Source organism: Aquabacterium sp. (assembly GCF_029946005.1).
GTDB lineage: Bacteria > Pseudomonadota > Gammaproteobacteria > Burkholderiales > Burkholderiaceae_C > Aquabacterium.
Genome location: NZ_JAQSDR010000001.1, coordinates 56,615 through 79,158, shown reverse-complemented (window position 1 = coordinate 79,158; position 22,544 = coordinate 56,615). Strand labels below are relative to the sequence as shown.

Here is a 22,544-nt window from a genome sequence, read left to right as displayed (position 1 = left end):
AGAAAAAACCTGAATTATTCAAGAAGCGCGTTTATAACCAGCCGGGACTTGACACGTAGCGCAGATAGCAAAAAATACTGGCTCAAGAGCCAGTATTTTTATTAACCAAATATCTATTATCTATTAAGCACCGGTACAGGACTTAGGCACATACTTCTGGAGCGCATCAGAGGTACAAGCCCAAACGATCGTACTATCTCCGGTCGCCATCGTTGGGGTCATCGTCACCCTTTTACCGGTAATTAGCGAGCTAGTACCGGCCGCCATTACAATGTTAATCACGCCCCCAGCGGCGATTGTGGCTGTTGAGGTGTACTTACCACCAGTTGTTGGCTGGACATAGTCAGCCAACACAGTAGCCGAGCAGGCCCCCTTTTCCTGGCAAACTTCGCCAACAGAAGTCTTCATCCCGTCAATGAGGCTAAATGCTTCAGTCATCTGCGCACGGGCAATATAGTCCTGATACGCAGGCAAGGCCACCGCAGCCAAAATACCAATAATCGCCACCACGATCATCAATTCAATCAGGGTGAAACCCTTTTGAACACCCATTTGCACTCGTTGCATCGTCTTCATGGTCAATCTCCTTGGGCATGGCCCGCTGCGAAAATTTAGTCACTACCTGCCCCACTGTCGGGGCGTGAGTTCTATTACGCAGTTGCCATGCCAAGCCAGATCCCTTGAAATGCCGTGACTTTTACCGCGTTTACCCCTGATCGCAGCCTTGGCGGCAACTCATTCAGTCACATCACTGCCGATAAGCAAGCCTTGTTTCGTCACTTCGATCAAGGGCAGTGACCAAAATCGTCACTCCTCAACTGGCTCGTTGAACCGCTGCATGGAAGCGCCGACGCATCAAGCCGCCCAGCGCTTGATGCGTCGGGTCCGGGTCTGCTGCTGTTTCTCGTCCAGCGGCATGAGGCGCACCATGGCCAGAGCGTCCACAAGCTTGACAAAGGCGTGCTGGAGCAGCCCGATGCAAAATGCTCGGTCCTTGTCCCGGCCGACCCAGGCCCTGGGCGTAGTAGCCTTTAGATTGGTGAAGTCCGACCCTTCGCCAATGGCGCCATTGATCTGGTCGGCCAACTCGGGAGCTTCGAGCGGGTAATGTCAGCTTCAGCTCATCCCTCGTCATGTGGTCTCCTGCTGCTCCACATCGCCGAGCTTGATGCCTTTCTTGAGTGCACGCACCTGAGCGAGCACGTCGCCCCGCACGTCATCGGGCAACAAGGTGACGAGCGGCGAGGCTTGGCGGAGTTCCTGCGCACGCCGGGTGCGGCCGAGGACTTTGCGCCACGATTGATGGCGCAGGATGTCTTGCCATTCTCGCCAAAGGCCGCTGGAGCGCGAGTCTCCTGCGCTGAGCCAGCGCTGCAGGGTGTCCAGCGCTTGATTCACGAGTTCGGGGTGCGCGCGCACGAAGCGCACGGCCTGTTCATGCAGTGCGAGGCTTTGCAGGTCCTGAACCTGGTGGCCAGCGTCGTTGGCGGTGACGGTCACTTGGACGATGGGTCGCGGGCGTCGCGATCGCGCGGCGGCCGAGTCTGGGGGCGGTGGCTGAAGGACGTCCCCTGACAGCAGCGCCAAGTCGCCCGCCACGCCAAGGACGGACATCACTCGCAGGTAGGTTCCCATCGCGGGGCCCGGATCTCCGGCTTCAACGGCGCGCAGCGTGGGACGGGAGATGCCCACGCGCTCGGCCATTTCAACGGTGCCGAGACCTTTGGCTTGGCGCAGGCGCTTGAGGCGGTCGCCGAGTTGTAGGAGCAGTTGGCGCTCAAGCACGGAAGTGTCTGGGCGCCCGATGTCCGGACGGTGGGGTTGATGGGCTGCCATTTGGCCAATATTTTATCCAAAAATCAAATTATTGGAAATAATGTTTTCCAAATGACAGCGCGCCATGGCCCTCGCAAGGGGCCAGCATCCCTGTCAGTCTTACTCTAATGACGAGGCATTGAACCGCTGCCCCTCACGCAAGGGCTCAATCCGATGCCGACTTTCCAGCGCCCTGATCTGCGCCAGCACCGCCGGCACTTCCCCCGGCTTGGGGTGCGTGATGTACACACTCACCTCACCAGCCAGTTGCGTCAACTCATGCGCCAAACTTTGCGGCGACAAATGCCCGCTGATGCTGGCCAAATGCGCTTCGTCATTGCCAAAAGCGGTTTCAATCACCAACTGGGCAATGCGCCGCCCTTCCAGCGCCTTCCACAGGGCCGGATTGGGGCCGGTGTCGCCACTGAACACCCACCAACCATGGGGCGTCTCCAGCCCAAAGCCTACCCCCGGCACAGTATGCGCGGCGGGCAGCACATGCACACGCCGATCGACCGCAAGCCCGTCGCGCGCCGGGAAGGTCAGAACCTCGCCCACGGCGAATGAATGGAATACCAAGATGGGATGGGCCGCACTGGGCAAGCGAGTGAAATCCGGCCAGATCACCCCATTGAAAATGTGCGCCCGCAACGCTTCCAGCGTTTCCGGCAGGGCATGCACATGAATGGGCTTGAGTTCGCTCAAACCGCCCGGCCCTTGCCGCAAGCGGATCACGCTGTCCGCCAGCAAGGGAATGCTCAGCACATGGTCCAGGTGACTGTGGCTGATCACGATGTGGTCAATGCGGGCCAGCTCGTCCAGCCGCATTTCGCCGACACCGCTGCCGGCGTCGATCAATATATCGTCGTCCAGCAGAAAAGCCGTGGTGTGGCAGCGTGCCGCGATGGACCCAGAGCAACCCAGGACGCGGATCATCGCGGCCCCAGCCTCAGCCTTGCACGAATTGCATCTGGGTGCCGGCCAGCTCGATCACGTCACCACTCTTGAGGTGAACCGGCTCACCGCCCACGGGGGCGCCGTTCACCGTGGGGCGGGCCGAGCCTTCAACGTGGGCGAACACATAGCCGCCAGGCCGCTTGGTGAGCGAAGCCACTTGCACGCCAGGCTTGCCCACGGTGGTGACCACCTTGCTGAGCGCGACTTCACGCCCCGCCGCCGCGCCATTGAGCACCTTGATCAAAGCGGGCGCCTGGGGGGGCAACCCACCAAAATTGGTCGACAGCGGTGACATCCCTGACGGGGTGTACAAACCGCCTGGCGCGGTCAGCGGGCTTTGCGCAGCACGTTCTGCCGCACTGACGGGCGACAAAGTGGATTGCGAGGGTGACGTTCCCATGTTGCTGAACCCGCCACTGCCGGGCCGCATGATCATGGTTTTTTCGTAATCGTTGCCTTCTTCGGCCAGGAACTTGATCTTGTACTTGCCGATTTCAACGGTGTCGTTGTGCTGCAGCAGCTGCTTCTTGACCGCTTTGCCGTTGATGTAGGTGCCGTTGGTGCTGTTGAGGTCTTCGATGAACACGTCGGTGCCCACCAATTGCATCACCGCATGCTCGCCGCTCACCGCCAGGTTGTCGATGACGATGTCGTTGTACGGGCGGCGGCCCAGGGAGGTTTTGTCCTTGGTGATCTGGACCTCCTTGATGACCACGCCGTCGAGCGAGACGACCAGTTTTCCCATGCGGAACCTCTCGGATTGGATCTACTAATTAGTGTTCAAGATGCGCCGCCCAGGCGCTTGAAAGGCCACCAGGACTTGGGCTGAGGTTCGGCCACGCCTTGTGCCCGAACCAGGACAACAGCGATATTATCCCGCCCGCCCACATCATTGGCGGCAGAAATAAGGGCGGAACCCATGTCCGGCAAATTCGTTTGCCCATTCATGACCTGGGCAATGTGCGCATCGGTCAGCATGTCAGACAAACCGTCCGAGCACATCAGGAAAATATCCCCGGACTGAACTTCGTGCAGGTGGGTTTCCATCAACACCAGATCTTCCACCCCCAAGGCGCGCGTGACCAGGTTCTTGTTGGACGAAAAAGCGGCCTGCTCGGGCGTGATGATGCCGGCGTCGATCTGCTCTTGCAGCAGGGAATGGTCTTTGGTGATTTGCTGCAGCACGCCGCCGCGCAAGCGGTAGGCGCGCGAATCACCGATGTGGCCCACCAGGGCCCGGCCCGAGCGGAAAACGCTCACCACCAGGGTGGTGCCCATGCCGGCATAAGTTGGATTGGAGTTGGCGGCGTTGAAAATCGCGCGGTTGGCGTTGTCGACGCAGATGTCCATGGCGCGTTTGACGTCGCCATCGCTGGCACCCGGCGCGGCCTCTAGCAGCCAGCGGCCCAATTCGGCCTTGATGAAATCGCAGGCCATGCCGCTGGCGACTTCGCCCGCAGCGTAGCCGCCCATGCCGTCGGCCAGCACGGCCACGGTGCAGGACTCGTCAATGGCGATCGAATCTTCATTGTTCGTTCGCACACGGCCGGTGTCGGTCTGACTGAAAAACTCAAACTCCATGGTGTGATTGTCGCTTGATTTGCAACTCAGCCCAGTTCGATGTCAACGTTGGATGCGGACGACACCGCCTGTGCCACCGCCCGCAGATCCTCGGCCATTTGCTGGCCGTTGGCATAGCGGGTGTTGGGGTGTTTTTGTAGCGCCAACGCGACGATGTCGCCCAAGGGTCGGGGCAAATCATCACGCAAGTCGCAGACATTGGGCACCTCTTCCTGGGCAATCGCTCGCATCAATTGGGCCATGGAATCGTTGCGGTAAGGCAGGTAGCCGGTGAGCAACTGGAACATGCTGACGCCGAGCGAATACAGGTCGGTGCGGCCGTCCAGGGTTTGCCCAGACAGTTGCTCGGGCGACATGAAGGTGGGCGTGCCCAGGACGACGCCGGTGCGGGTGCGTGCGGCATCGGCCACGCGCGCCACCCCGAAGTCCATGACCTTGACGCTGCCCGAGGCCAGATCCACCATGATGTTGGCGGGCTTGATGTCACGGTGGGTCACGCCACGGGTGTGGGCGTAGGCCAGGGCATCGGCCACACGCGCCATGATGGGCAGCAGTTGCGCCAGCGGCAGCAATTTGGTCGGATGGGCGTATTGGCTGAGGTCGACCCCATCGACCAGCTCCATGGCGATGAAGGCCAAGCCATCGGTCTCGCCCGCGCCGATGATGCTGACGATGTCGGGGTGGTCCAGGCGACCGGCCATTTCCGCCTCACGCAGAAAGCGCGCGCGGGCGTCGGCCAGTTCGTCGCCCTGGAATTCGCGCGCCAGGGCCATGGTCTTGAGGGCGACCTTGTGGTCCTGGACGGGGTCGTAACCCAGGTAGACGGCCCCCATGGCGCCGCGGCCGATTTCCTTTTCGACCACGTATTTGCCCAATTGGCGCTTGCTTTCCTCGGGCATGGGCCGCGAGGGCACGGTGCCCCAGGTGTTGCTGGCGGCCGCCTGGGCCAGGCCCCGGGCGCGCATCAGGCGCAATTTGACTTGGCGCCATTCGGGGTCGATGTCGGCCATGTGTTCGTAGACATCACGGGCGCTGTGGTAACGCTGGTCGCGCTCAAAGGCCTGGGCAATGCCCTCCAGCGTTTCAAGGCAGGCCTCGCGCTGACCCGGTTCCGGGCGGAATGCCTTGAGGGAGTTCCAGGCCTGGTCGGCCGGACCTTCCTTGAGGGCGTTGAGCGCGTGGGCAACACGCTGCATGCCTTCGACGGGCGCAGGCGCTTTCGCATTATTTTGGCGAACCGCAGGGACCGGCTTGACCATGTTGTCGGCCGCGCTGCGCTGCCAGGTTTGTGGCCGGGTGGTTTGCGAAAAATCGGGCTTGCCCATTTGAGAAGGCAAGGCCGAATCGAAGCCCGAGGGTGGCAGGCTGTCTTCTGCAGAATGGAGGTAAGACAGCACGGTTTCTGGACCGGCATCTGCCCCCGCAGTCAAACGAATGCGGGCGATGGCTTTCTCGCGTTCGGCATCGGTGAGCGCTGCGCGACGGCGAGGCCGGGTGTTCGCGCCCGAGCGGCTGTGCCGACCGCCTTGCTGGGTCGAGGGCCCGAAGGTCGAACGCGCTGAAGGGTTGCGCCGGTTCTGGCGCAGCAACCACACCACCAATGCCGCAGCCACCACCAGCAAAATCAGGATCAACAGGGGCGCGATCAGGGTGATGTCAGGGGTCATGCTGGGCTTGGATCCTTGTCTTCGTCAGCTTTTTTTTCTGGAGAGCAAAGTGCCTAGCCCCAGAACCAGCAAGGCACCCGCCACGCCTGCGGCATAGCGGTTCATGTCGGTGTCGAGCGCATAAGCCGTGAGGGCAGGATCGCTGATGGCCAAGGTGCCGGCGATCCAGCCCAGGAGCATGGCGCCCACAGTGATGATGAGGGGGAACCGGTCCATGAGCTTGAGCACGAAAGTACTGCCCCACACGATGATGGGAATGCTGACCAGCAAGCCAAAAATCACCAGCGGCATTTGATGTCCTTCATGGCCTGCCCCCTGGGCTGCACCCGCGATGCCAATGACGTTGTCCACGCTCATGACAAAGTCCGCCACGATGATGGTTTTGATGGCTGCCAACAATTTGTCACTGGCCTGGATGTTGCCATGACCCTCATCGTCGGGCATGAGTAGTTTCACGCCGATCCAGAGCAACAAGGCTGCACCCACCAACTTGAGGTAGGGCAAGGCCAGCAATGACATCGCGAAAAAGATCAGGATCACGCGCAGGACGATGGCGCCAGCCGTGCCCCACAGGATGCCCTTGCGGCGCAATTCAGGCGGCAGGTTGCGGCAGGCCAGGGCGATGACCACGGCGTTGTCGCCCCCCAGCAAGATGTCGATCATCACGATCTGGCCCACGGCAAGCCAGAACTCGGGTGTCAGGAAAGCTTCCATGTCTCTTTACAAATGAAATCAGCCCCGAGTGTAGGGGCTGATGCTGAATGAGAAAGCACGAACAACGGGGTGCCGGATCACAACAGATTTTTGAGCAGCCTGGCCATTTCCGAAGGGTTGCGGGTGATGGTGAAGCCGCACTCTTCCATGATGGCGAGCTTGGCATCGGCGGTGTCGGCGCCACCACTGATGAGCGCACCGGCGTGCCCCATGCGCTTGCCGGCCGGCGCGGTCACGCCCGCGATGAAGCCCACGATGGGTTTTTTCATGTTGGCCTTGCACCAGCGTGCGGCCTCGGCCTCGTCAGGCCCACCGATTTCGCCGATCATGATGACGGCGTCGGTGTCCGGGTCGTCGTTGAACAGGCGCATGACGTCGATGTGCTTGAGGCCGTTGATGGGGTCGCCACCAATGCCCACGGCGCTCGATTGACCCAGCCCGAGTTCGGTCAATTGGGCCACGGCTTCATAGGTGAGCGTGCCAGAGCGGCTGACGACACCAATGCGGCCCTTGCGGTGGATGTGGCCCGGCATGATGCCGATCTTGATTTCCTCGGGTGTGATCAAACCCGGGCAGTTGGGGCCCAGCAGCAAGGTTCTTTTGCCACCGGCGGCCTCTTTGGCCTTCATCTTGTTGCGCACTTCCAGCATGTCGCGAACGGGGATGCCTTCGGTGATGCAGATGGCCAGGTCCAGGTCGGCCTCGACGGCTTCCCAGATGGCGGCGGCTGCACCAGGGGGCGGCACGTAGATGACCGAGACGGTGGCGCCCGTGGCGGCCTTGGCGTCTTTCACGCTGGCGTGGATGGGGATGCCTTCGAAATCTTCGCCGGCTTTCTTGGGGTTGACGCCCGCCACGAAGCAATTTTTGCCATTGGCGTAGTCGCGGCAACCACGGGTGTGGAACTGGCCAGTCTTGCCCGTGATGCCCTGCGTGATGACTTTGGTGTCTTTGTTGATCAAGATGCTCATGTGGGAATCCTTGTCGTCATCAATGGCAAGTCATTTGGCAACCGCGGCGACGGCAGCCTGGGCGGCGTCGGCCATGGTGTCGCAGCTGATGATGGGCAGGCCTGAGTCGGCCAGCATCTTCTTGCCGATGTCTTCGTTGGTGCCTTTCATGCGCACGATCAGGGGCACGGTCAGGTTCACGGCCTTGCAGGCCTGGATGACACCGTCGGCGATGGTGTCGCACTTCATGATGCCGCCGAAGATGTTGACCAAGATGCCCTTGACTTCGGGGTTCTTGAGCATGATCTTGAAGGCCTCGGTGACCTTCTCGGCGGTGGCGCCACCGCCCACGTCCAGGAAGTTGGCCGGCTCGCCGCCGAACAGCTTGATGGTGTCCATGGTGGCCATGGCCAGGCCGGCACCGTTGACCAGGCAGCCGATGTTGCCCTCAAGCTGGATGTAGGCCAGATCGAACTTGGAGGCTTCGATTTCGGCCGGATCTTCTTCGTCCAGGTCGCGGTAGGCCACGATGTCAGGGTGGCGGAACAGTGCGTTGCTGTCGAAATTGAATTTGGCATCCAGGGCGATGATGTTGCCCTTGCTGTCGCGGTTCAGGGGATTGATCTCGACCAGCGAGGCGTCGGTGTCCATGTAGCACTGGTAGAGCTTTTTGAATACATCGACGGCCTGCGCGGTGGAGTCGGCGGGCAGGCCGATGCGGTCAGCGATGACTTTGGCTTGAGCATCGCCCAGGCCGGTGAGCGGATCGATGAGCTCGGTGATGATTTTGTCGGGGGTGTCGTGGGCCACCTGCTCAATGTCCATTCCACCTTCGCTGGACGCGATGAAGGCAACCTTCTGGCTGCCCCGGTCGGTCACCAGCGAGACGTAGTATTCCTTTTGAATGTCAGCACCGTCTTCGATGTAGAGGCGGTTCACCTTTTGGCCGTTGGGGCCCGTTTGGTGCGTCTTGAGCTGCATGCCCAGGATTTCGTCGGCCAGGCGTTTGACGTCGGCGATGGACTTGGCCACTTTCACGCCGCCTCCCTTGCCGCGGCCACCCGCGTGGATCTGAGCCTTGACGACCCAGACGGGGCCGCCCAGCTTTTCAGCGGCGGCCACCGCTTCGTCCACCGAGAAAGCCGGGATGCCTTTGGGCACCGGCACGCCAAAGCGGCTCAGGATCTCTTTGCCTTGGTACTCATGAATCTTCATGGGTTGACTCGCAGGATGGTTGCGTGGGGCGCAGCAGATGACAAGCGTACTGCAGCGCAGCATTCAGAATAGCACCACCTTTTGCAGGATGCTCATGCTTCGTTCGCGCCTTCTGTGTCAGAAGACCCACGCACGACGCGGCGGATGACCTCGCCCGAGAAGCCGCGCCCCGCCAAGAAGCGCATCTGTTTGGCGCGCTCTTGTGGCGTGTCGCCCACTTGGCCGTAGCGGCGCAGCCACAAAGCCTGTGCCCGCTGCAACTCTGTGTCTTTCAAAGCGGACAGGGCTGACCGCACGGCGTCGTCAGGCAATTGGTGCCCGTTCAACTCCATTCGGATGCGGGCCGTGCCATACCGGGCCGCCTTGCGGTGAACCACCGATTCGACAAAACGCTCGGCCGACAGCCAACCGCGAGACTCCAGGTCATCCAGCACACGATCGATCTCAGTGGGATCTTCGGCATGAGACCCCAGCTTGCGCACCAATTCGACGCGCGAGTGTTCACGCGCCGACAAGTATTTCAGCGCCCTGCCCTTGAGGGAAAGGGTTGATCCGCGTGTCGCCACTGGGGACCTCCGACCTCCGCAAATTCGCCTGGTTTATTCAGCGGCCACGGCAGGTGCCTGCAAGGCCACCCCCAGCGATTCGCGGATCTTGTTCTCGATCTCGTGCGCCAAAGCGGGGTTTTCGCGCAAAAACTCGCGGGAGTTGTCCTTGCCTTGGCCGATTTTTTCACCCTGGTAGGCATACCAGGCGCCGGACTTGTCGACGATCTTGGCCACCACACCCAGGTCGATGACTTCGCCTTCGCGGCTGATGCCTTCGCCGTACAGGATGTCGAACTCAGCGGTCTTGAAAGGCGGCGCGACCTTGTTCTTGACGACCTTGACGCGGGTTTCGCTGCCGACGATCTCTTCGCCCCGCTTGATGGAGCCGATGCGGCGGATGTCCAGGCGGACTGAGGCGTAGAACTTCAGGGCATTGCCGCCGGTGGTGGTTTCAGGGCTGCCGAACATCACGCCGATCTTCATGCGGATCTGGTTGATGAAGATGACCATGCAGTTGGTCTTCTTGATGGTGGCGGTGAGCTTGCGCAGGGCCTGGCTCATCAGGCGGGCTTGCAGGCCGGGCAGGGAATCACCCATTTCGCCTTCGAGTTCGGCCTTGGGGGTGAGCGCGGCCACCGAGTCGATGATGATCAGATCGACCGAACCGGAACGCACCAGGGCATCGACGATTTCGAGGGCCTGTTCGCCGGTGTCGGGCTGGGAGATCAGCAGGTCTTGCAGGTTGACGCCCAGTTTCTGAGCGTATTGGGCATCCAGCGCGTGTTCAGCGTCGATGAAGGCGCAGACGCCGCCTGTTTTTTGCATTTCAGCGGCGACTTGCAGGGTGAGCGTGGTCTTGCCGGAGGACTCGGGGCCGTAGATTTCGACCACGCGGCCACGGGGCAAACCGCCGACGCCCAAGGCGATGTCCAGGCCCAACGAGCCGGTGGAGACGACCTGGATGTCGTCGATGACTTCGCCTTCTCCCAGTCGCATGATCGAACCCTTGCCGAACTGCTTTTCAATCTGGGCCAAGGCCACTTGCAGGGCTTTGGCTTTTTCGGCGCTCAGGGCGGACTTTGCGGTGGCTTCCATTTCAGGTGTCTCCGATGGGTGTGAATTGATGAATTGCCGCCATTATGACAAAAGCTGGATGGATGTACAGTATTTCAAACAGGTATTTGTCACCCACTGAAGAGGGGGCCGCAAAATCAATGCTGCAGTGCAGCATTACAAGCTAGACTGGGTCATGACCATCCCCAGCCAAAAACGCAAAGCCCTTTCATCCGCCGCGCAGAACCCATCGCCCAGGCCGCGGGTGGACCTGGCACTGCAAGGCGGCGGCTCTCACGGCGCGTTCACCTGGGGGGTGCTTGACCGCCTGCTGGACGAAGACGGCCTGGATTTTTCGGGCATCTCGGGCACCAGCGCGGGGGCGCTCAATGGCGCCGTCATGCTCACCGGCTATGTCGAGGGCCACACCCAAGGTGGCGTGGCCATGGCGCGCACCCAGGCCCAAAAGGCTTTGGCCGCCTTCTGGGCCGATGTCAGTCAGCATGGGCCGATCTTCTCGCCCATGACCCTGCAGTCCAATGGCTCGCTCAAGCCCGCGTTCAACCTGGACCAGATCCCGGGTTATCAGTGGATGAACATGTTCATGCAGACTTTCAGTCCGTATGAAATCAACCCTCTGAACCTGAACCCCCTGCGAGACGTGGTGCAGCGCCATGTGACCATCGAAACAGTGCACGAAGCTTGCCAGCACGGCACCCAGTTGTTCGTGACCGCCACCTCGGTGCGCACCGGCCAGGCGCGTGTCTTCACCGAAGAAGAATTGACGCTGGACGCCCTGATGGCCTCTGCCTGCCTGCCCGTGGTGTTCCAGGCGGTTGAGATCGATGGCGAGCCCTATTGGGATGGCGGCTACACCGGCAACCCCGCGCTGTACCCCCTGATTTACAACACCGAGACCCGGGACATCCTGCTGATCAAGATCAACCCCTTGCAGCGCCTGGACAAGCCGACGCGCAGCATGGACATCCTGGACCGGCTCAGCGAGATCACCTTCAACGCCAGCCTGATCGGCGAGATGCGGGCCATTGCTTTCGTGAAACGCCTGCTGAAGGAAGACAAGATCGACCCCGGTCGCTACAAGGACCTGCACATGCACATGGTGGCCGACGACGACAACCTGGCCCCTTTCAACGCCTCCAGCAAATCCAACACCGACCGCGTTTTCCTGCAGACGCTGCACGACATGGGCCACGCCGCCGCCGACCGCTGGCTGGCCGCCCACCGCGATGACATCGGGCACAGAAGCTCACTGGACATCGAGAAGACCTTCCTGGGCTTGGGTTGATCTACCGCAAGACGCTCAAAGCGGGCTCCACCGAAGATTGCAGTGCCCAGCAACACCGCTGAGTTCCGCAAAAAAGGAGCACGAATGATTCAAGAACACCATCCGCTGGCCAAGGATTTCCCGGAGTGCCGGGACAAGATCCACGCGCTGAAGACGTCCAGCGCCCACTTTGCGCGGCTGGAGCGTGAATACGAGGACCTGGACAAGGCCATCGTCCGGCTGGAAACCGGCATTGAGCATGGTTCGTCCGCCGAACTGGAGCAAAAGAAGTTGCTGCGCGTGACCCTCAAGGATGAGTTGTACGCCATGCTGAAGGCATAAGGTCTGCGCCGCCTCGTAAAATGGCGGCCATGACCCAGTCTGCATTCCCCACCACTTCATCGCCTGCGGGCGCCCTGCCCTCCCACCCCGTGGCGCCCATGCGTCTGTCCGGGCTGGAACCGGTGCTGATCGGGCCGGGCTCGCTGTTCGTCAACGTGGGCGAACGCACCAACGTGACGGGCTCCAAGGCTTTTGCCCGGATGATCCTGAACGGCCAGTTTGAAGAAGCCCTGGCGGTCGCGCGCCAGCAGGTAGAAAACGGCGCCCAGGTCATCGACATCAACATGGACGAGGCCATGCTGGACAGCAAGTCCGCCATGGTCCGCTTCCTGAACCTGATCGCCTCCGAGCCCGAGATTTCGCGTGTGCCCATCATGGTCGATTCGTCCAAGTGGGACGTGATCGAGGCCGGGCTGAAATGCATCCAGGGCAAGGGCATCGTCAACTCGATCTCGATGAAGGAAGGCGAGGCTGAGTTTCGTCGCCAGGCCGGGCTGGTCAAGCGCTATGGCGCGGCCGCCGTGGTCATGGCCTTCGATGAAAAAGGCCAGGCCGACACCTTCGCGCGCAAGGTTGAGATCTGCGAACGCGCCTACCGCATCCTGGTGGACGAGGTGGGCTTTCCGCCCGAGGACATCGTGTTCGACCCGAACATCTTCGCCATTGCCACGGGCATTGAGGAGCACGACAACTACGCGGTCGACTTCATCAACGCCACGCGCTGGATCAAAGAGAACCTGCCGGGCGCCAAGATCAGCGGCGGCGTGTCGAACGTGAGCTTCAGCTTCCGGGGCAACGACCCGATGCGCGAGGCGATCCACACCGTATTTTTGTACCACGCCATCCAGGCGGGCATGGACATGGGCATCGTCAACGCGGGCATGGTGGGCGTGTACGACGCGCTCGACCCCGTGCTGCGCGAGCGCGTGGAAGACGTGGTGCTGAACCGCCAGCCGGTCTACAAGGAAGGCGAAGCGCACCTGACGCCAGGCGAGCGCCTGATCGAGATCGCCGACAGCGCCAAGGGCGCGGCCAAGGACGACAGCGCCAAGCTGGCCTGGCGCGGCACGCTTGAGGCGCCCGCCACGGTGGAGCACCGCCTGAGCCACGCGCTGGTCAACGGCATCACCGACTTCATCACGGTGGACACGGAAGAGTGCTGGCAAAAGATCAAGGCCACGGGCGGGCGTCCCTTGCACGTGATCGAAGGCCCGCTGATGGCGGGCATGAACACCGTGGGCGACCTGTTCGGCGCGGGCAAGATGTTCCTGCCGCAGGTGGTGAAATCGGCGCGCGTGATGAAGCAGGCCGTGGCGCACTTGCTGCCCTACATCGAAGAAGAAAAGAAGCTGCTGATCGAAGGCGGCGGCAGTGCCAAGCCCAAGGGCAAGATCGTGATCGCCACCGTGAAGGGCGACGTGCACGACATCGGCAAGAACATCGTGACCGTGGTCTTGCAGTGCAACAACTTCGAGGTGGTCAACATGGGCGTGATGGTGCCCTGCGTTGACATCCTGAAGATGGCCAAGGAAACCGGCGCCGACATCATCGGCCTGAGCGGCCTGATCACGCCGAGCCTGGAAGAGATGCAGTACGTGGCCGGTGAGATGGAGCGCGATGAGTATTTCCGCTCGCGCCAGACGCCGCTGCTCATCGGTGGCGCCACGTGTTCGCGCGTGCACACCGCCGTGAAGATCGCGCCCAACTTCAGCGGGCCGGTGGTCTATGTGCCCGATGCTTCGCGCGCCGTGGGTGTGTGCACCGAGTTGCTGAGTGACGAACGCCAGGCCGACTACATCGCCGAGCTGAACGCGGACTACGAGCGCGTGCGCGTGCAGCACGCCAACAAGAAGACCACGCCGATGGTGACGCTGGCGCAAGCCCGCGCCAACAAGACGCCCATGGACTGGGACACCTTCACCCCCGCGGTGCCCAAGATCACTGGCCGACGCGTGTTCAAGAACCAGGATCTGGCCGAGCTGGTGCCCTACATCGACTGGGGCCCTTTCTTCCAGACCTGGGACTTGGCCGGCCCCTACCCCGCCATCCTGGACGACGCGGTGGTGGGCGTCGAAGCGCGCAAGGTGCTGGCCGATGCGCAAGCCCTGCTCAAGAAAATTGTCGAGGGCCGTTGGCTGTCCGCGCATGGCGTGATCGCACTGTACCCGGCCAACACGGTGGACGACGACACCATCGAAATCTACCGCGACGAATCGCGCACCGAGGTGCTGATGACCTGGTCGCCACTGCGCATGCAGTCCGAGCGCCCGGTGGTGGATGGCGTGAAACGCGCCAACCGCAGCCTGGCCGACTTCGTGGCGCCCAAGGGCAGCAAGCCCGACTACATCGGCCTGTTCGCCGTGACGGCCGGTTTGGGCATCGAGAAGAAGGACGCCGAGTTCCTGGCCAAGCACGATGACTATTCATCGATCATGCTCAAGGCCCTGGCCGACCGCCTGGCCGAGGCCTTTGCCGAGCGCATGCACGAGCGCGTGCGCAGGGAGTTCTGGGGTTACGCGGCCGACGAGCACCTGAGCCAGGTCGAACTGATCGGCGAAAAGTACAAGGGCATCCGCCCCGCCCCTGGCTACCCCGCTTGCCCGGACCACACCGTGAAGGGCGAGATGTTCCGCGTGCTGCAAGCCGACGAGGTGAGCATGGCCTTGACCGAAAGCCTGGCCATGATGCCCGCGGCCAGCGTGAGCGGCTTCTATCTGGCCCACCCCGAGTCCACCTATTTCAACGTGGGCAAGATTGGGCACGACCAACTGGAGAAATGGGCCGAAAAAACAGGCCTTTCTCAGCGCGACGCCGAACGGGCCTTGTCTCCCAACTTGTGAGCTATTGACGCTTTCGGGTTTTGACTGAGCCTGGCGTTTCGCCCCCTTACAACTGAGGCATCTTGCATCCCCTGCGAGCGGGGGTGCATGGCACCTTGCGAACTCGTTTCAAAGATCGTCCATCCGGGAACACGGCTCAAGCCCAGGTTTCAGATGCCGACATCTCTGAGTCAAGGTTCTCAGTGCGAGTGCGTTCATGTTGCGGTCGAAGTTAGAAGTTGCCCTGTCCAAAGCAGGGCTGGTGATGGTGTTCAGCGCGGCCTGCTTGGTGGGGTGCGGTGGCGGCGGTGGTGGTGACAGCGCCTCCAGCAGCACGGGCAGTGCGGGCTCCAGCAACCTGCAGTCGGTGAGCGCCGCCCCGGCCAACGACGCCGAAGCACATCGCTTTCTGACGCAGGCCACGTTTGGCCCTACCACGGCGGACCTCACCCGCGTGAAGACGATTGGCTACGAACGCTGGATCGACGAACAATGGGCCAGCCCGCTTCAGAACAGTCATCTGGCCACGGTTGAGGCCTCGTCAGCCGCGCAAGGCACCGACCAGCCCCGCGTGGACGACGTGGTCTACAGCTGGTGGACGCACGCAGTCACCGACCCGGCTCAGTTGCGCCAGCGCGTGGCCTTTGCCTTATCCGAGATCTTCGTGGTCTCCACCAACAACGCCGACCTGAACGGCGAAGGTCGCATGGTCGCCAGCTACATGGACATGCTGACCAACAAGGTCGATGGCAACTACCGAGATCTGCTGGAAGGCGTGGCCTTGCACCCTGCCATGGGCGCCTTCCTGTCGCACCGGGGCAACCGCAAGGAAGACACCAACACGGGCCGCATCGCCGATGAGAACTTCGCGCGCGAGGTGATGCAGCTGTTCTCGATCGGCCTGGTCGAGCTGAACGACGATGGCACCCCCAAGCTGATCAACGGTCTGCCCCAGGAAACCTACACCGCCGATGACGTCAAGGGTCTGGCCAAGGTCTTCACGGGTTGGAGCTGGTTCAGGCCCGCGGCCAAGGCCTCGGTGGTGTGGTGGCAGTGCTTCTGGCGCGGCGACCAATGCACGGATGCCAGCCAAAGCATCACGGCCATGTCGTCGTACACGCAAGAGCATTCGATCAGCGAGAAGCGCTTTCTGGGCGTGACCGTACCGGCCCAGACCACGCCCAATCCTCAAGCCAGCCTCGTGGCCGCACTGGACCGGCTGGCCAATCACCCCAACGCCGCGCCATTTTTTGCCAAGCAGTTGATTCAGCGCTTGGTGACCAGCAACCCCAGCCCCAGCTATGTGCAGCGCGTGACCGCCGCTTTCCGCGCGTCCAACGGCAACATCAAGGCCACAGTCAAGGCCGTGTTGCTGGACGCCGAGGCCCGCGACATAGACCTGCGCGAGACTGCCAGCTTCGGCAAGGTGCGCGAGCCGCTGGTACGCGTGATGCATTTGCTGCGGGCCATTCCTCACACCTCAGACGCTTACAGCGCCGCACGGACCGGCAACCGCGTGCCCTTCTACCTGGCCGCCAGCACCGACGACACGTTGAGCGAGCTGGGCCAAACGCCCATGCGCGCGCCCTCGGTGTTCAACTTCTTCCGACCCGGCTACAAGCCACCACAGACCGACTTGGGAAACCAGGATCTGGTGGCACCAGAAATGCAGATCACCAACGAAACCTCGGTGCTGGGCTACGCCAACTACGTGATCCAGATGCTGGATTACGGCTGGGGCCGCACCAACAGCCAGACCCAGCGCATCGACATGCGCTTTGACCTGAGCAGCTTCGACACGCTGGTGGACAAGCCCACCGCCGCCGCGCCGCAGCAACTGGCCACGGCCGTGGCGCAAAGGCTGCTGGGTGGCCCGGCCTCCAGCGAACTCAACGCGCTGATGCTGACCGGCGTGGGCAAGATGCCCAACGCCACCGCCGCCGACCGACGCCGCCGAGTGGCCTCCGCGATCCTGATGGTCGCGGTGTCGCCTCAGTTCATCGTCCAACAGTGAAGAAGATTTCGACATGAGTTTGACCAGCCGCCGCAGCTTCCTGCGCCAAGCCGCCACCTTCTCCACCCTGGGTGCTGCTGGCCCCCTGGGCTTGAGCCTGGCCACCATGGGACAGGCCTCTGCCCAGTCCGCCAATGGCGGCTACCAGGCCCTGGTGTGCATCTTCCTTCATGGCGGCAATGACGCCTACAACACCGTGCTGGCCACCGACACGGATTCGTGGAGCCACTATGTGAACCACCGCGACCCGCATTCGCGCGATGCCACCGACAGCAGCACCTCGATTGCCTTGTTGCGTCCGGGCACCGCCGCCAACCCGGGGGCTGCGGCGGGCTCTCCCGCACGCCTGGGCGGCGCGCTGCCGATCGCGCACTCGGGCCGCTCGGTCCACGCCGGTCGGCAGTTCGCACTGCACCCTTCGCTGGTGCGCAGTCAGCAGTTGTATGGCTCGAACCGGCTGGCGGTGATGGCCAACGCGGGCCCGCTGATCCGGCCCACCACCAAGGCCAATTACGCCCTGGACAGCTTTGCCAAGCCAGCCAAGCTGTTCTCGCACAACGACCAGCAATCCACCTGGATGTCTTTTTCGCCAGAAGGTGCCAGCGAAGGCTGGGGCGGTCGCATCGGCGACTTGCTGATGAGCGGCAACGGCAGTGGCACCGGCGCCAGTGCCGACATCATCAGGCGCTCGTTCACATGCATCACGCCCGGCCAAGCCAGCACCTGGCTGAGTGGCCGGTCAGTGCGCCAATACCCGGTGGGCCTGGCCAGCATTCCTGGCCTGGGCAACAACCAACGCGTGCTGGGCAATGCCGACTTGTACACCGCAGTCAAGTCGGTGATGAACGCATCGACCAGCAGCAACCTGTTCACACAGGCCCACCAGCAAGTGGTCACGCGGGCCATCCAGGCCAGCAACCTGATGGCGGGGGCCTTGCCCTCCAGCGCACTCGCGCCGTGGGGCACCTCGGGCGCATCGTCGGTGTGGGCCGACCCGATGCTGAAGTACACCAACACAAATGGCGCACAGGCCACCAATGGCTTGGCGTTGCAACTGCAGATGATTGCCCGCATCATTAACGCAAACCGGCAAGGCAACTTTGGAATCCGCAGGCAAGTGTTCATGGTGAACCTGGGCAGCTTTGACACCCATGCTTCGCAGAACACCGAGCACAACGAGCGGATGCTGCAACTGGACCACGCGCTGGCTTATTTCGACAGCGTGTTGGGCGAGATGCCGGGTGGCGACATGCGCTCACAGGTCACCACTTTCACGGCCTCGGACTTTGGCCGCAGCTTCACCAACAACGGCGATGGCACAGACCATGGCTGGGGTGCCCACCACCTGATCATGGGTGGTGCGGTGCAAGGCGGCGAGGTTTACGGCACCTTCCCGCAGTACAGCACCGCGAACGCCAATGGCGTGTTTGCCAGCCAGGACCAGCTGGGCAATGGCGCCCTGCTGCCCACCACCTCGGTGGACCAGTACGCCTACACGCTGGGCAAGTGGATGGGCGTGTCGAACACGGACCTGGCCAGCATCCTGCCCAACCTGCACAACTTCGACAGCTCAACCCACAACGTGGGCTTCATGGGCTGACTTCGTCCAGCAGCGCCTTGAGGTAATGGCCGGTGTGGCTACCGGCGTGCTCGGCCACGGTCTCGGGCGTGCCCGCCACCACGAGGGTGCCGCCACCCGAGCCGCCTTCGGGGCCCATGTCGATCAGCCAATCGGCCGTCTTGATGACGTCGAGGTTGTGTTCGATGACCACAATGGTGTTGCCCGCATCGCGCAACTGGTGCAGCACCTTGAGCAAGAGCGCGATGTCGTGGAAGTGCAGGCCGGTGGTCGGTTCGTCCAGGATGTAGAGCGTGCGGCCGGTGTCGCGCTTGCTCAATTCAAGCGCCAGCTTGACGCGTTGCGCTTCACCGCCTGACAAGGTGGTCGCGCTTTGGCCCAAACGGATGTAGCCCAGGCCCACGTCCATCAGCGTTTGCAGCTTGCGGGCCAGTGTGGGCACGGCGCTGAAGAACTCCAGCGCGGCCTCGACCGTCAGGTCCAGCACCTGGTGGATGTTCTTGCCCTTGTACAAAACCTCCAGCGTTTCGCGGTTGTAGCGCTTGCCGTGGCACACGTCGCAAGGCACATACACATCGGGCAGGAAGTGCATCTCGACCTTGAGCACGCCATCGCCCTGGCAGGCTTCGCAGCGGCCGCCAGCCACGTTGAAGGAGAAGCGGCCCGCGCCATAGCCGCGCTCTCGGGCTGAAGGCACATCGGCCATCAACTCGCGGATGGGTGTGAACAGGCCGGTGTAAGTGGCGGGGTTGCTGCGCGGTGTGCGGCCGATGGGCGACTGGTCAACGTTGATGACCTTGTCGAACAGCTCCAGGCCTTCGATCTCGTCGTGCGCGGCAGGCTCCAGGTGGCTGTGGTACAGCTTGCGGGACACCGACGCGTACAGCGTTTCATTGACCAGGGTGCTCTTGCCGGAGCCCGACACGCCCGTCACACAGGTGAACAAGCCCACCGGGATCTCCACCGTCACGCCCTTGAGGTTGTGGCCGCGCGCATTGACCACGCGCAAACGGGCGGTCTCGTCGGTAAAGGGCAAGCGTTTGGGCGGCACGGCAATGCGCAGCGCGCGCGCCAGGTATTGTCCGGTGAGGCTGTCGGGATGCCGGGCCACTTCCGCCGCCGTGCCTTGGGTGATGACGTGGCCACCATGCACGCCCGCCCCTGGGCCCATGTCGATCACGTAGTCGGCGGCGCGGATCATGTCCTCGTCGTGCTCGACCACGATCACGCTGTTGCCCAGGTTGCGCAGGTGCCTCAAAGTGCCGATCAGGCGGTCGTTGTCGCGCTGGTGCAGCCCGATGCTGGGCTCATCCAGCACATACATCACGCCGGTCAGGCCCGAGCCGATCTGGCTGGCCAGGCGGATGCGCTGGGCCTCGCCGCCACTGAGGGTGTCGGAGCTGCGGTCCAGGCTCAGGTAGGTCAGGCCCACGTCATTCAAAAAGCGCAGGCGCGAGCGGATCTCGCTGACCACCTTGTCGGCGATCTCGGCCTTGGCGCCGATCAAGCTCAAGCCTTCGAAGTAGCGTTGGGCTTCGGCCAGCGTGGCGTGGGCGACTTGGTAGATGGCGCGCTTGTCACCGCTCTTGGCATCGTGCAAGAACACATGGCGTGCTTCGCGGCGCAGGCGCGTGCCATCGCAATCGGGGCAGGCCTTGGGCTGCTGGTAGCGCGACAACTCTTCGCGCACGGCCGATGAATCGGTCTCTTTGAAGCGCCGCTCGAAGTTGCGCAGGATGCCTTCGAAAGGATGGCTGCGCTTGACGCGGCGCTTCTTGCCCGCCGTGCCATCGGCCTCGTAGACGAACTCGATCTCTTCATCGCCCGAGCCATAAAGCAGCACCTGTTGAACGTTGGCGGGCAGTTCTTCAAAGGGAAGGTCGATGTCGACCTTGTAGTGCTTGCCCAGCGTCTCGATCATCGAGTAGGTGTAGGGGTTGCGGCGGTCCCAGCCCTTGATGGCGCCGCTGCCCAGACTCAGGCTGGGGAAGGCCACCACGCGCACAGGATCAAACGCGATGACGTGCCCCAGGCCATCGCAAGTGGGGCAGGCACCCACGGGCGAGTTGAAAGAGAAGAGGCGCGGCTCCAACTCGGACAGCGAGTAGCTGCACACCGGGCAGGCGAACTTGGACGAGTACACGTGCTCATTGCCCGTGTCCATCTCGTAGGCGATGGCGCGGCCATCGGCCAGGCGCATGGCGGCCTCGAAGCTCTCGGCCAGGCGCTGCGTCATGTCGGGCCGCACCTTCAGGCGGTCGACCACCACGTCCACATCGTGCTTCTCGTTCTTCTTTAGCTCGGGCAGGTCGGCGGCTTCAATGACCTTGCCGTCAATGCGAAAGCGCACATAGCCTTCAGATTGCATCTGCAAGAACAGCTCGGTGTGCTCGCCCTTGCGGTCTCGCATGACGGGCGCCAGGATCATCAGCTTGGTGTCTTCGGGCATGGCCAGCACGGCATCCACCATCTGGCTGACGCTCTGGGCGCGCAGCGGCAAGTCGTGGTCCGGGCAGAAGGGGGTGCCAGCGCGGGCGTACAGCAGGCGCAGGTAATCGTGGATTTCGGTGACCGTGCCCACGGTGGAACGCGGGTTGTGGCTGGTGGCCTTTTGCTCGATGCTGATGGCGGGCGACAGGCCCTCGATCACGTCCACATCGGGCTTGTCCATCAGTTGCAAAAACTGGCGGGCGTAGGCGCTCAGGCTTTCGACGTAGCGGCGCTGGCCTTCGGCGTACAGGGTGTCGAACGCCAGGCTGGATTTGCCGGAACCCGACAGGCCGGTGATCACCACCAGCTGGTGCCGGGGAATGTCCAGGTCGATGTTCTTGAGGTTGTGGGTGCGCGCCCCCCGCACCTGGATCAGCGGAACATTGGGGCGAACGGGCAAATCAGAACGGGAAGGCATCGGACGCGGTGCAAGGCTGGGCAACCGAACATCATACGGCGCCTCAGCCTGCGGTGCTTACTTGCCCAGGTTCTTCAGGAAGAACGCCGTCTGCCGACTGACCACCTGGTCGAAAAGTGGCCCGGTATAGGGCGAGAAGTGATCCGCGCCTTTCAGCTCCAGGTATTCGCCATTTGGCAACTCTTTGACCATGTCGCGCACGCCTTGAACGGGGATCAGGCCGTCGTTCTCGGCCGCCACCACCAGAACCGGGGCGGAAATGTGCGCGGCGCTGGAGGCCGGTTTGTAAAAAGGCAAGGTCATCAAGATGCGCGCCGCCACTTTGTTCTCGCTGGCCATCTGGTCGGCGGGCACGATCATCTGGTATCCCTTGACGCACTCGGGGCAAACCAGTGCGGCAAAGCCATCTTGAGAGACGGTGGGAATGTAAATGGGCTCCGACTTGTCGCCACGCAACAAGTCGCGCAGGCCATCCCACGCAGCGCGCGGTTGGTATTTCAGCGGGTAGGTCAAAGCGCTTTGCAAGCCATTGACGAAAGGCACCTGCGAACTGACTGCCTTGACCACGCCACGGCTTTGCGCCGCGGCCACCAACACGTGCCCGCCGCTGAAGGATGAGCCCCACAGGCCCGATCGGCTGCCATCAACATCGCCCCGCAGGCGCACCGACTCGATGGCCGACAACCAATCCTTGACGTGCTCCGGGCCATCAACCACCCGGCGCGGCTGGCCGCCACTCTTGCCGAAGCCGCGGTAGTCGAAACGCATCACCGCGAAGCCAGCCTTCACAAAGCGCTCAGCATAGGGCTGCAAACCCCAATCCTTCAAGCCACCGAAGCCGTGGGCCATGATGATGACGGGCGGCTTGCTCACGCCCTTGGGCAGCCACATCTCGGCATCGCAGGTGGCCGTCTGGCAGGCGAAGCTGGCGTTGACCACGGTGTAGGGCAAAGCGGGCTGGGCGGCCGGGGCTGCTTGGGCCGACGCGCCGAAAGCCAGCGACAGAACGCCCGCGAGCAGGGGCGAGCACCAACGTTTGAGGTGGGACTGCATGATGGTTGTTTCCTCGGTACCAGACCGTTGTTTTAGTGATTTTC

Annotated in this window: 19 protein-coding genes; 5 read left to right on the top strand and 14 right to left on the bottom strand. The window is 62.4% G+C overall.

Features of this window, described 5'->3' with window-relative positions:
* Window positions 1–123: 123 nt before the first annotated feature.
* The 12 genes from PSV38_RS00365 to recA all read right to left on the bottom strand — a co-directional run bounded on the left by PSV38_RS00365 (window position 124) and on the right by recA (window position 10,542).
* Window positions 124–576, bottom strand: coding sequence for a pilin (locus PSV38_RS00365; RefSeq protein WP_300543530.1), 453 nt, complete (start codon window positions 574–576; stop codon window positions 124–126).
* A 279-nt stretch (window positions 577–855) separates the two neighbouring features.
* Complete coding sequence (locus PSV38_RS00360; protein WP_300543528.1) at window positions 856–1,086, bottom strand: hypothetical protein; 231 nt, start codon at window positions 1,084–1,086, stop codon at window positions 856–858.
* A 45-nt stretch (window positions 1,087–1,131) separates the two neighbouring features.
* Entirely contained in the window at window positions 1,132–1,836 is a 705-nt protein-coding gene (locus PSV38_RS00355; protein ID WP_300543526.1) for a helix-turn-helix transcriptional regulator, read from the bottom strand.
* Between the two features lie 99 nt (window positions 1,837–1,935).
* Window positions 1,936–2,751: a 3',5'-cyclic-nucleotide phosphodiesterase gene (locus tag PSV38_RS00350; RefSeq protein WP_300543525.1), complete on the bottom strand. Its 816-nt coding sequence runs from the start codon at window positions 2,749–2,751 to the stop codon at window positions 1,936–1,938.
* A gap of 13 nt (window positions 2,752–2,764) precedes the next feature.
* Window positions 2,765–3,517 (bottom strand): FHA domain-containing protein, encoded by a 753-nt coding sequence (locus tag PSV38_RS00345; RefSeq protein ID WP_300543523.1) that lies wholly within the window; start codon window positions 3,515–3,517, stop codon window positions 2,765–2,767.
* 35 nt (window positions 3,518–3,552) lie between these two features.
* Window positions 3,553–4,353: a Stp1/IreP family PP2C-type Ser/Thr phosphatase gene (locus PSV38_RS00340; protein WP_300543521.1), complete on the bottom strand. Its 801-nt coding sequence runs from the start codon at window positions 4,351–4,353 to the stop codon at window positions 3,553–3,555.
* Between the two features lie 26 nt (window positions 4,354–4,379).
* Window positions 4,380–6,020 (bottom strand): serine/threonine-protein kinase, encoded by a 1,641-nt coding sequence (locus PSV38_RS00335; protein WP_300543518.1) that lies wholly within the window; start codon window positions 6,018–6,020, stop codon window positions 4,380–4,382.
* Window positions 6,021–6,044: 24 nt separating this feature from the next.
* Entirely contained in the window at window positions 6,045–6,734 is a 690-nt protein-coding gene (locus tag PSV38_RS00330; protein ID WP_300543516.1) for a TerC family protein, read from the bottom strand.
* A gap of 77 nt (window positions 6,735–6,811) precedes the next feature.
* On the bottom strand, window positions 6,812–7,705 hold the full coding sequence (sucD, locus tag PSV38_RS00325) for a succinate--CoA ligase subunit alpha (protein WP_300543514.1): 894 nt from the start codon (window positions 7,703–7,705) through the stop codon (window positions 6,812–6,814).
* A gap of 30 nt (window positions 7,706–7,735) precedes the next feature.
* Complete coding sequence (gene sucC, locus PSV38_RS00320; RefSeq protein WP_300543512.1) at window positions 7,736–8,899, bottom strand: ADP-forming succinate--CoA ligase subunit beta; 1,164 nt, start codon at window positions 8,897–8,899, stop codon at window positions 7,736–7,738.
* A gap of 92 nt (window positions 8,900–8,991) precedes the next feature.
* The gene (gene recX / locus PSV38_RS00315; protein WP_300543510.1) at window positions 8,992–9,465 is read right to left on the bottom strand and encodes a recombination regulator RecX; all 474 of its coding nucleotides are present in this window, start codon (window positions 9,463–9,465) and stop codon (window positions 8,992–8,994) included.
* A gap of 33 nt (window positions 9,466–9,498) precedes the next feature.
* On the bottom strand, window positions 9,499–10,542 hold the full coding sequence (recA, locus tag PSV38_RS00310) for a recombinase RecA (RefSeq protein WP_300543508.1): 1,044 nt from the start codon (window positions 10,540–10,542) through the stop codon (window positions 9,499–9,501).
* 154 nt (window positions 10,543–10,696) lie between these two features.
* Here recA and PSV38_RS00305 point away from each other — a divergent pair, with 154 nt between their 5' ends.
* From PSV38_RS00305 to PSV38_RS00285, 5 genes are all read left to right on the top strand, one after another.
* A complete protein-coding gene (locus PSV38_RS00305) occupies window positions 10,697–11,806 on the top strand; it encodes a patatin-like phospholipase family protein (RefSeq protein WP_300543506.1) in 1,110 nt (369 codons plus the stop codon).
* Window positions 11,807–11,890: 84 nt separating this feature from the next.
* On the top strand, window positions 11,891–12,127 hold the full coding sequence (locus PSV38_RS00300; protein WP_300543504.1) for a DUF465 domain-containing protein: 237 nt from the start codon (window positions 11,891–11,893) through the stop codon (window positions 12,125–12,127).
* Between the two features lie 98 nt (window positions 12,128–12,225).
* On the top strand, window positions 12,226–14,967 hold the full coding sequence (metH, locus tag PSV38_RS00295) for a methionine synthase (protein WP_300543536.1): 2,742 nt from the start codon (window positions 12,226–12,228) through the stop codon (window positions 14,965–14,967).
* A gap of 196 nt (window positions 14,968–15,163) precedes the next feature.
* A complete protein-coding gene (locus PSV38_RS00290; protein WP_300543502.1) occupies window positions 15,164–16,960 on the top strand; it encodes a DUF1800 domain-containing protein in 1,797 nt (598 codons plus the stop codon).
* 13 nt (window positions 16,961–16,973) lie between these two features.
* Window positions 16,974–18,560 (top strand): DUF1501 domain-containing protein, encoded by a 1,587-nt coding sequence (locus tag PSV38_RS00285; RefSeq protein ID WP_300543500.1) that lies wholly within the window; start codon window positions 16,974–16,976, stop codon window positions 18,558–18,560.
* Here PSV38_RS00285 and uvrA read toward each other — a convergent pair.
* Together uvrA and PSV38_RS00275 are read right to left on the bottom strand one after the other, a co-directional pair.
* Complete coding sequence (gene uvrA / locus PSV38_RS00280; RefSeq protein WP_300543498.1) at window positions 18,550–21,447, bottom strand: excinuclease ABC subunit UvrA; 2,898 nt, start codon at window positions 21,445–21,447, stop codon at window positions 18,550–18,552. The two genes, PSV38_RS00285 and uvrA, sit on opposite strands and share 11 nt — an antisense overlap.
* 57 nt (window positions 21,448–21,504) lie before the next feature.
* Window positions 21,505–22,500: an alpha/beta hydrolase gene (locus tag PSV38_RS00275; protein WP_300543496.1), complete on the bottom strand. Its 996-nt coding sequence runs from the start codon at window positions 22,498–22,500 to the stop codon at window positions 21,505–21,507.
* Window positions 22,501–22,544 lie beyond the last annotated feature (44 nt).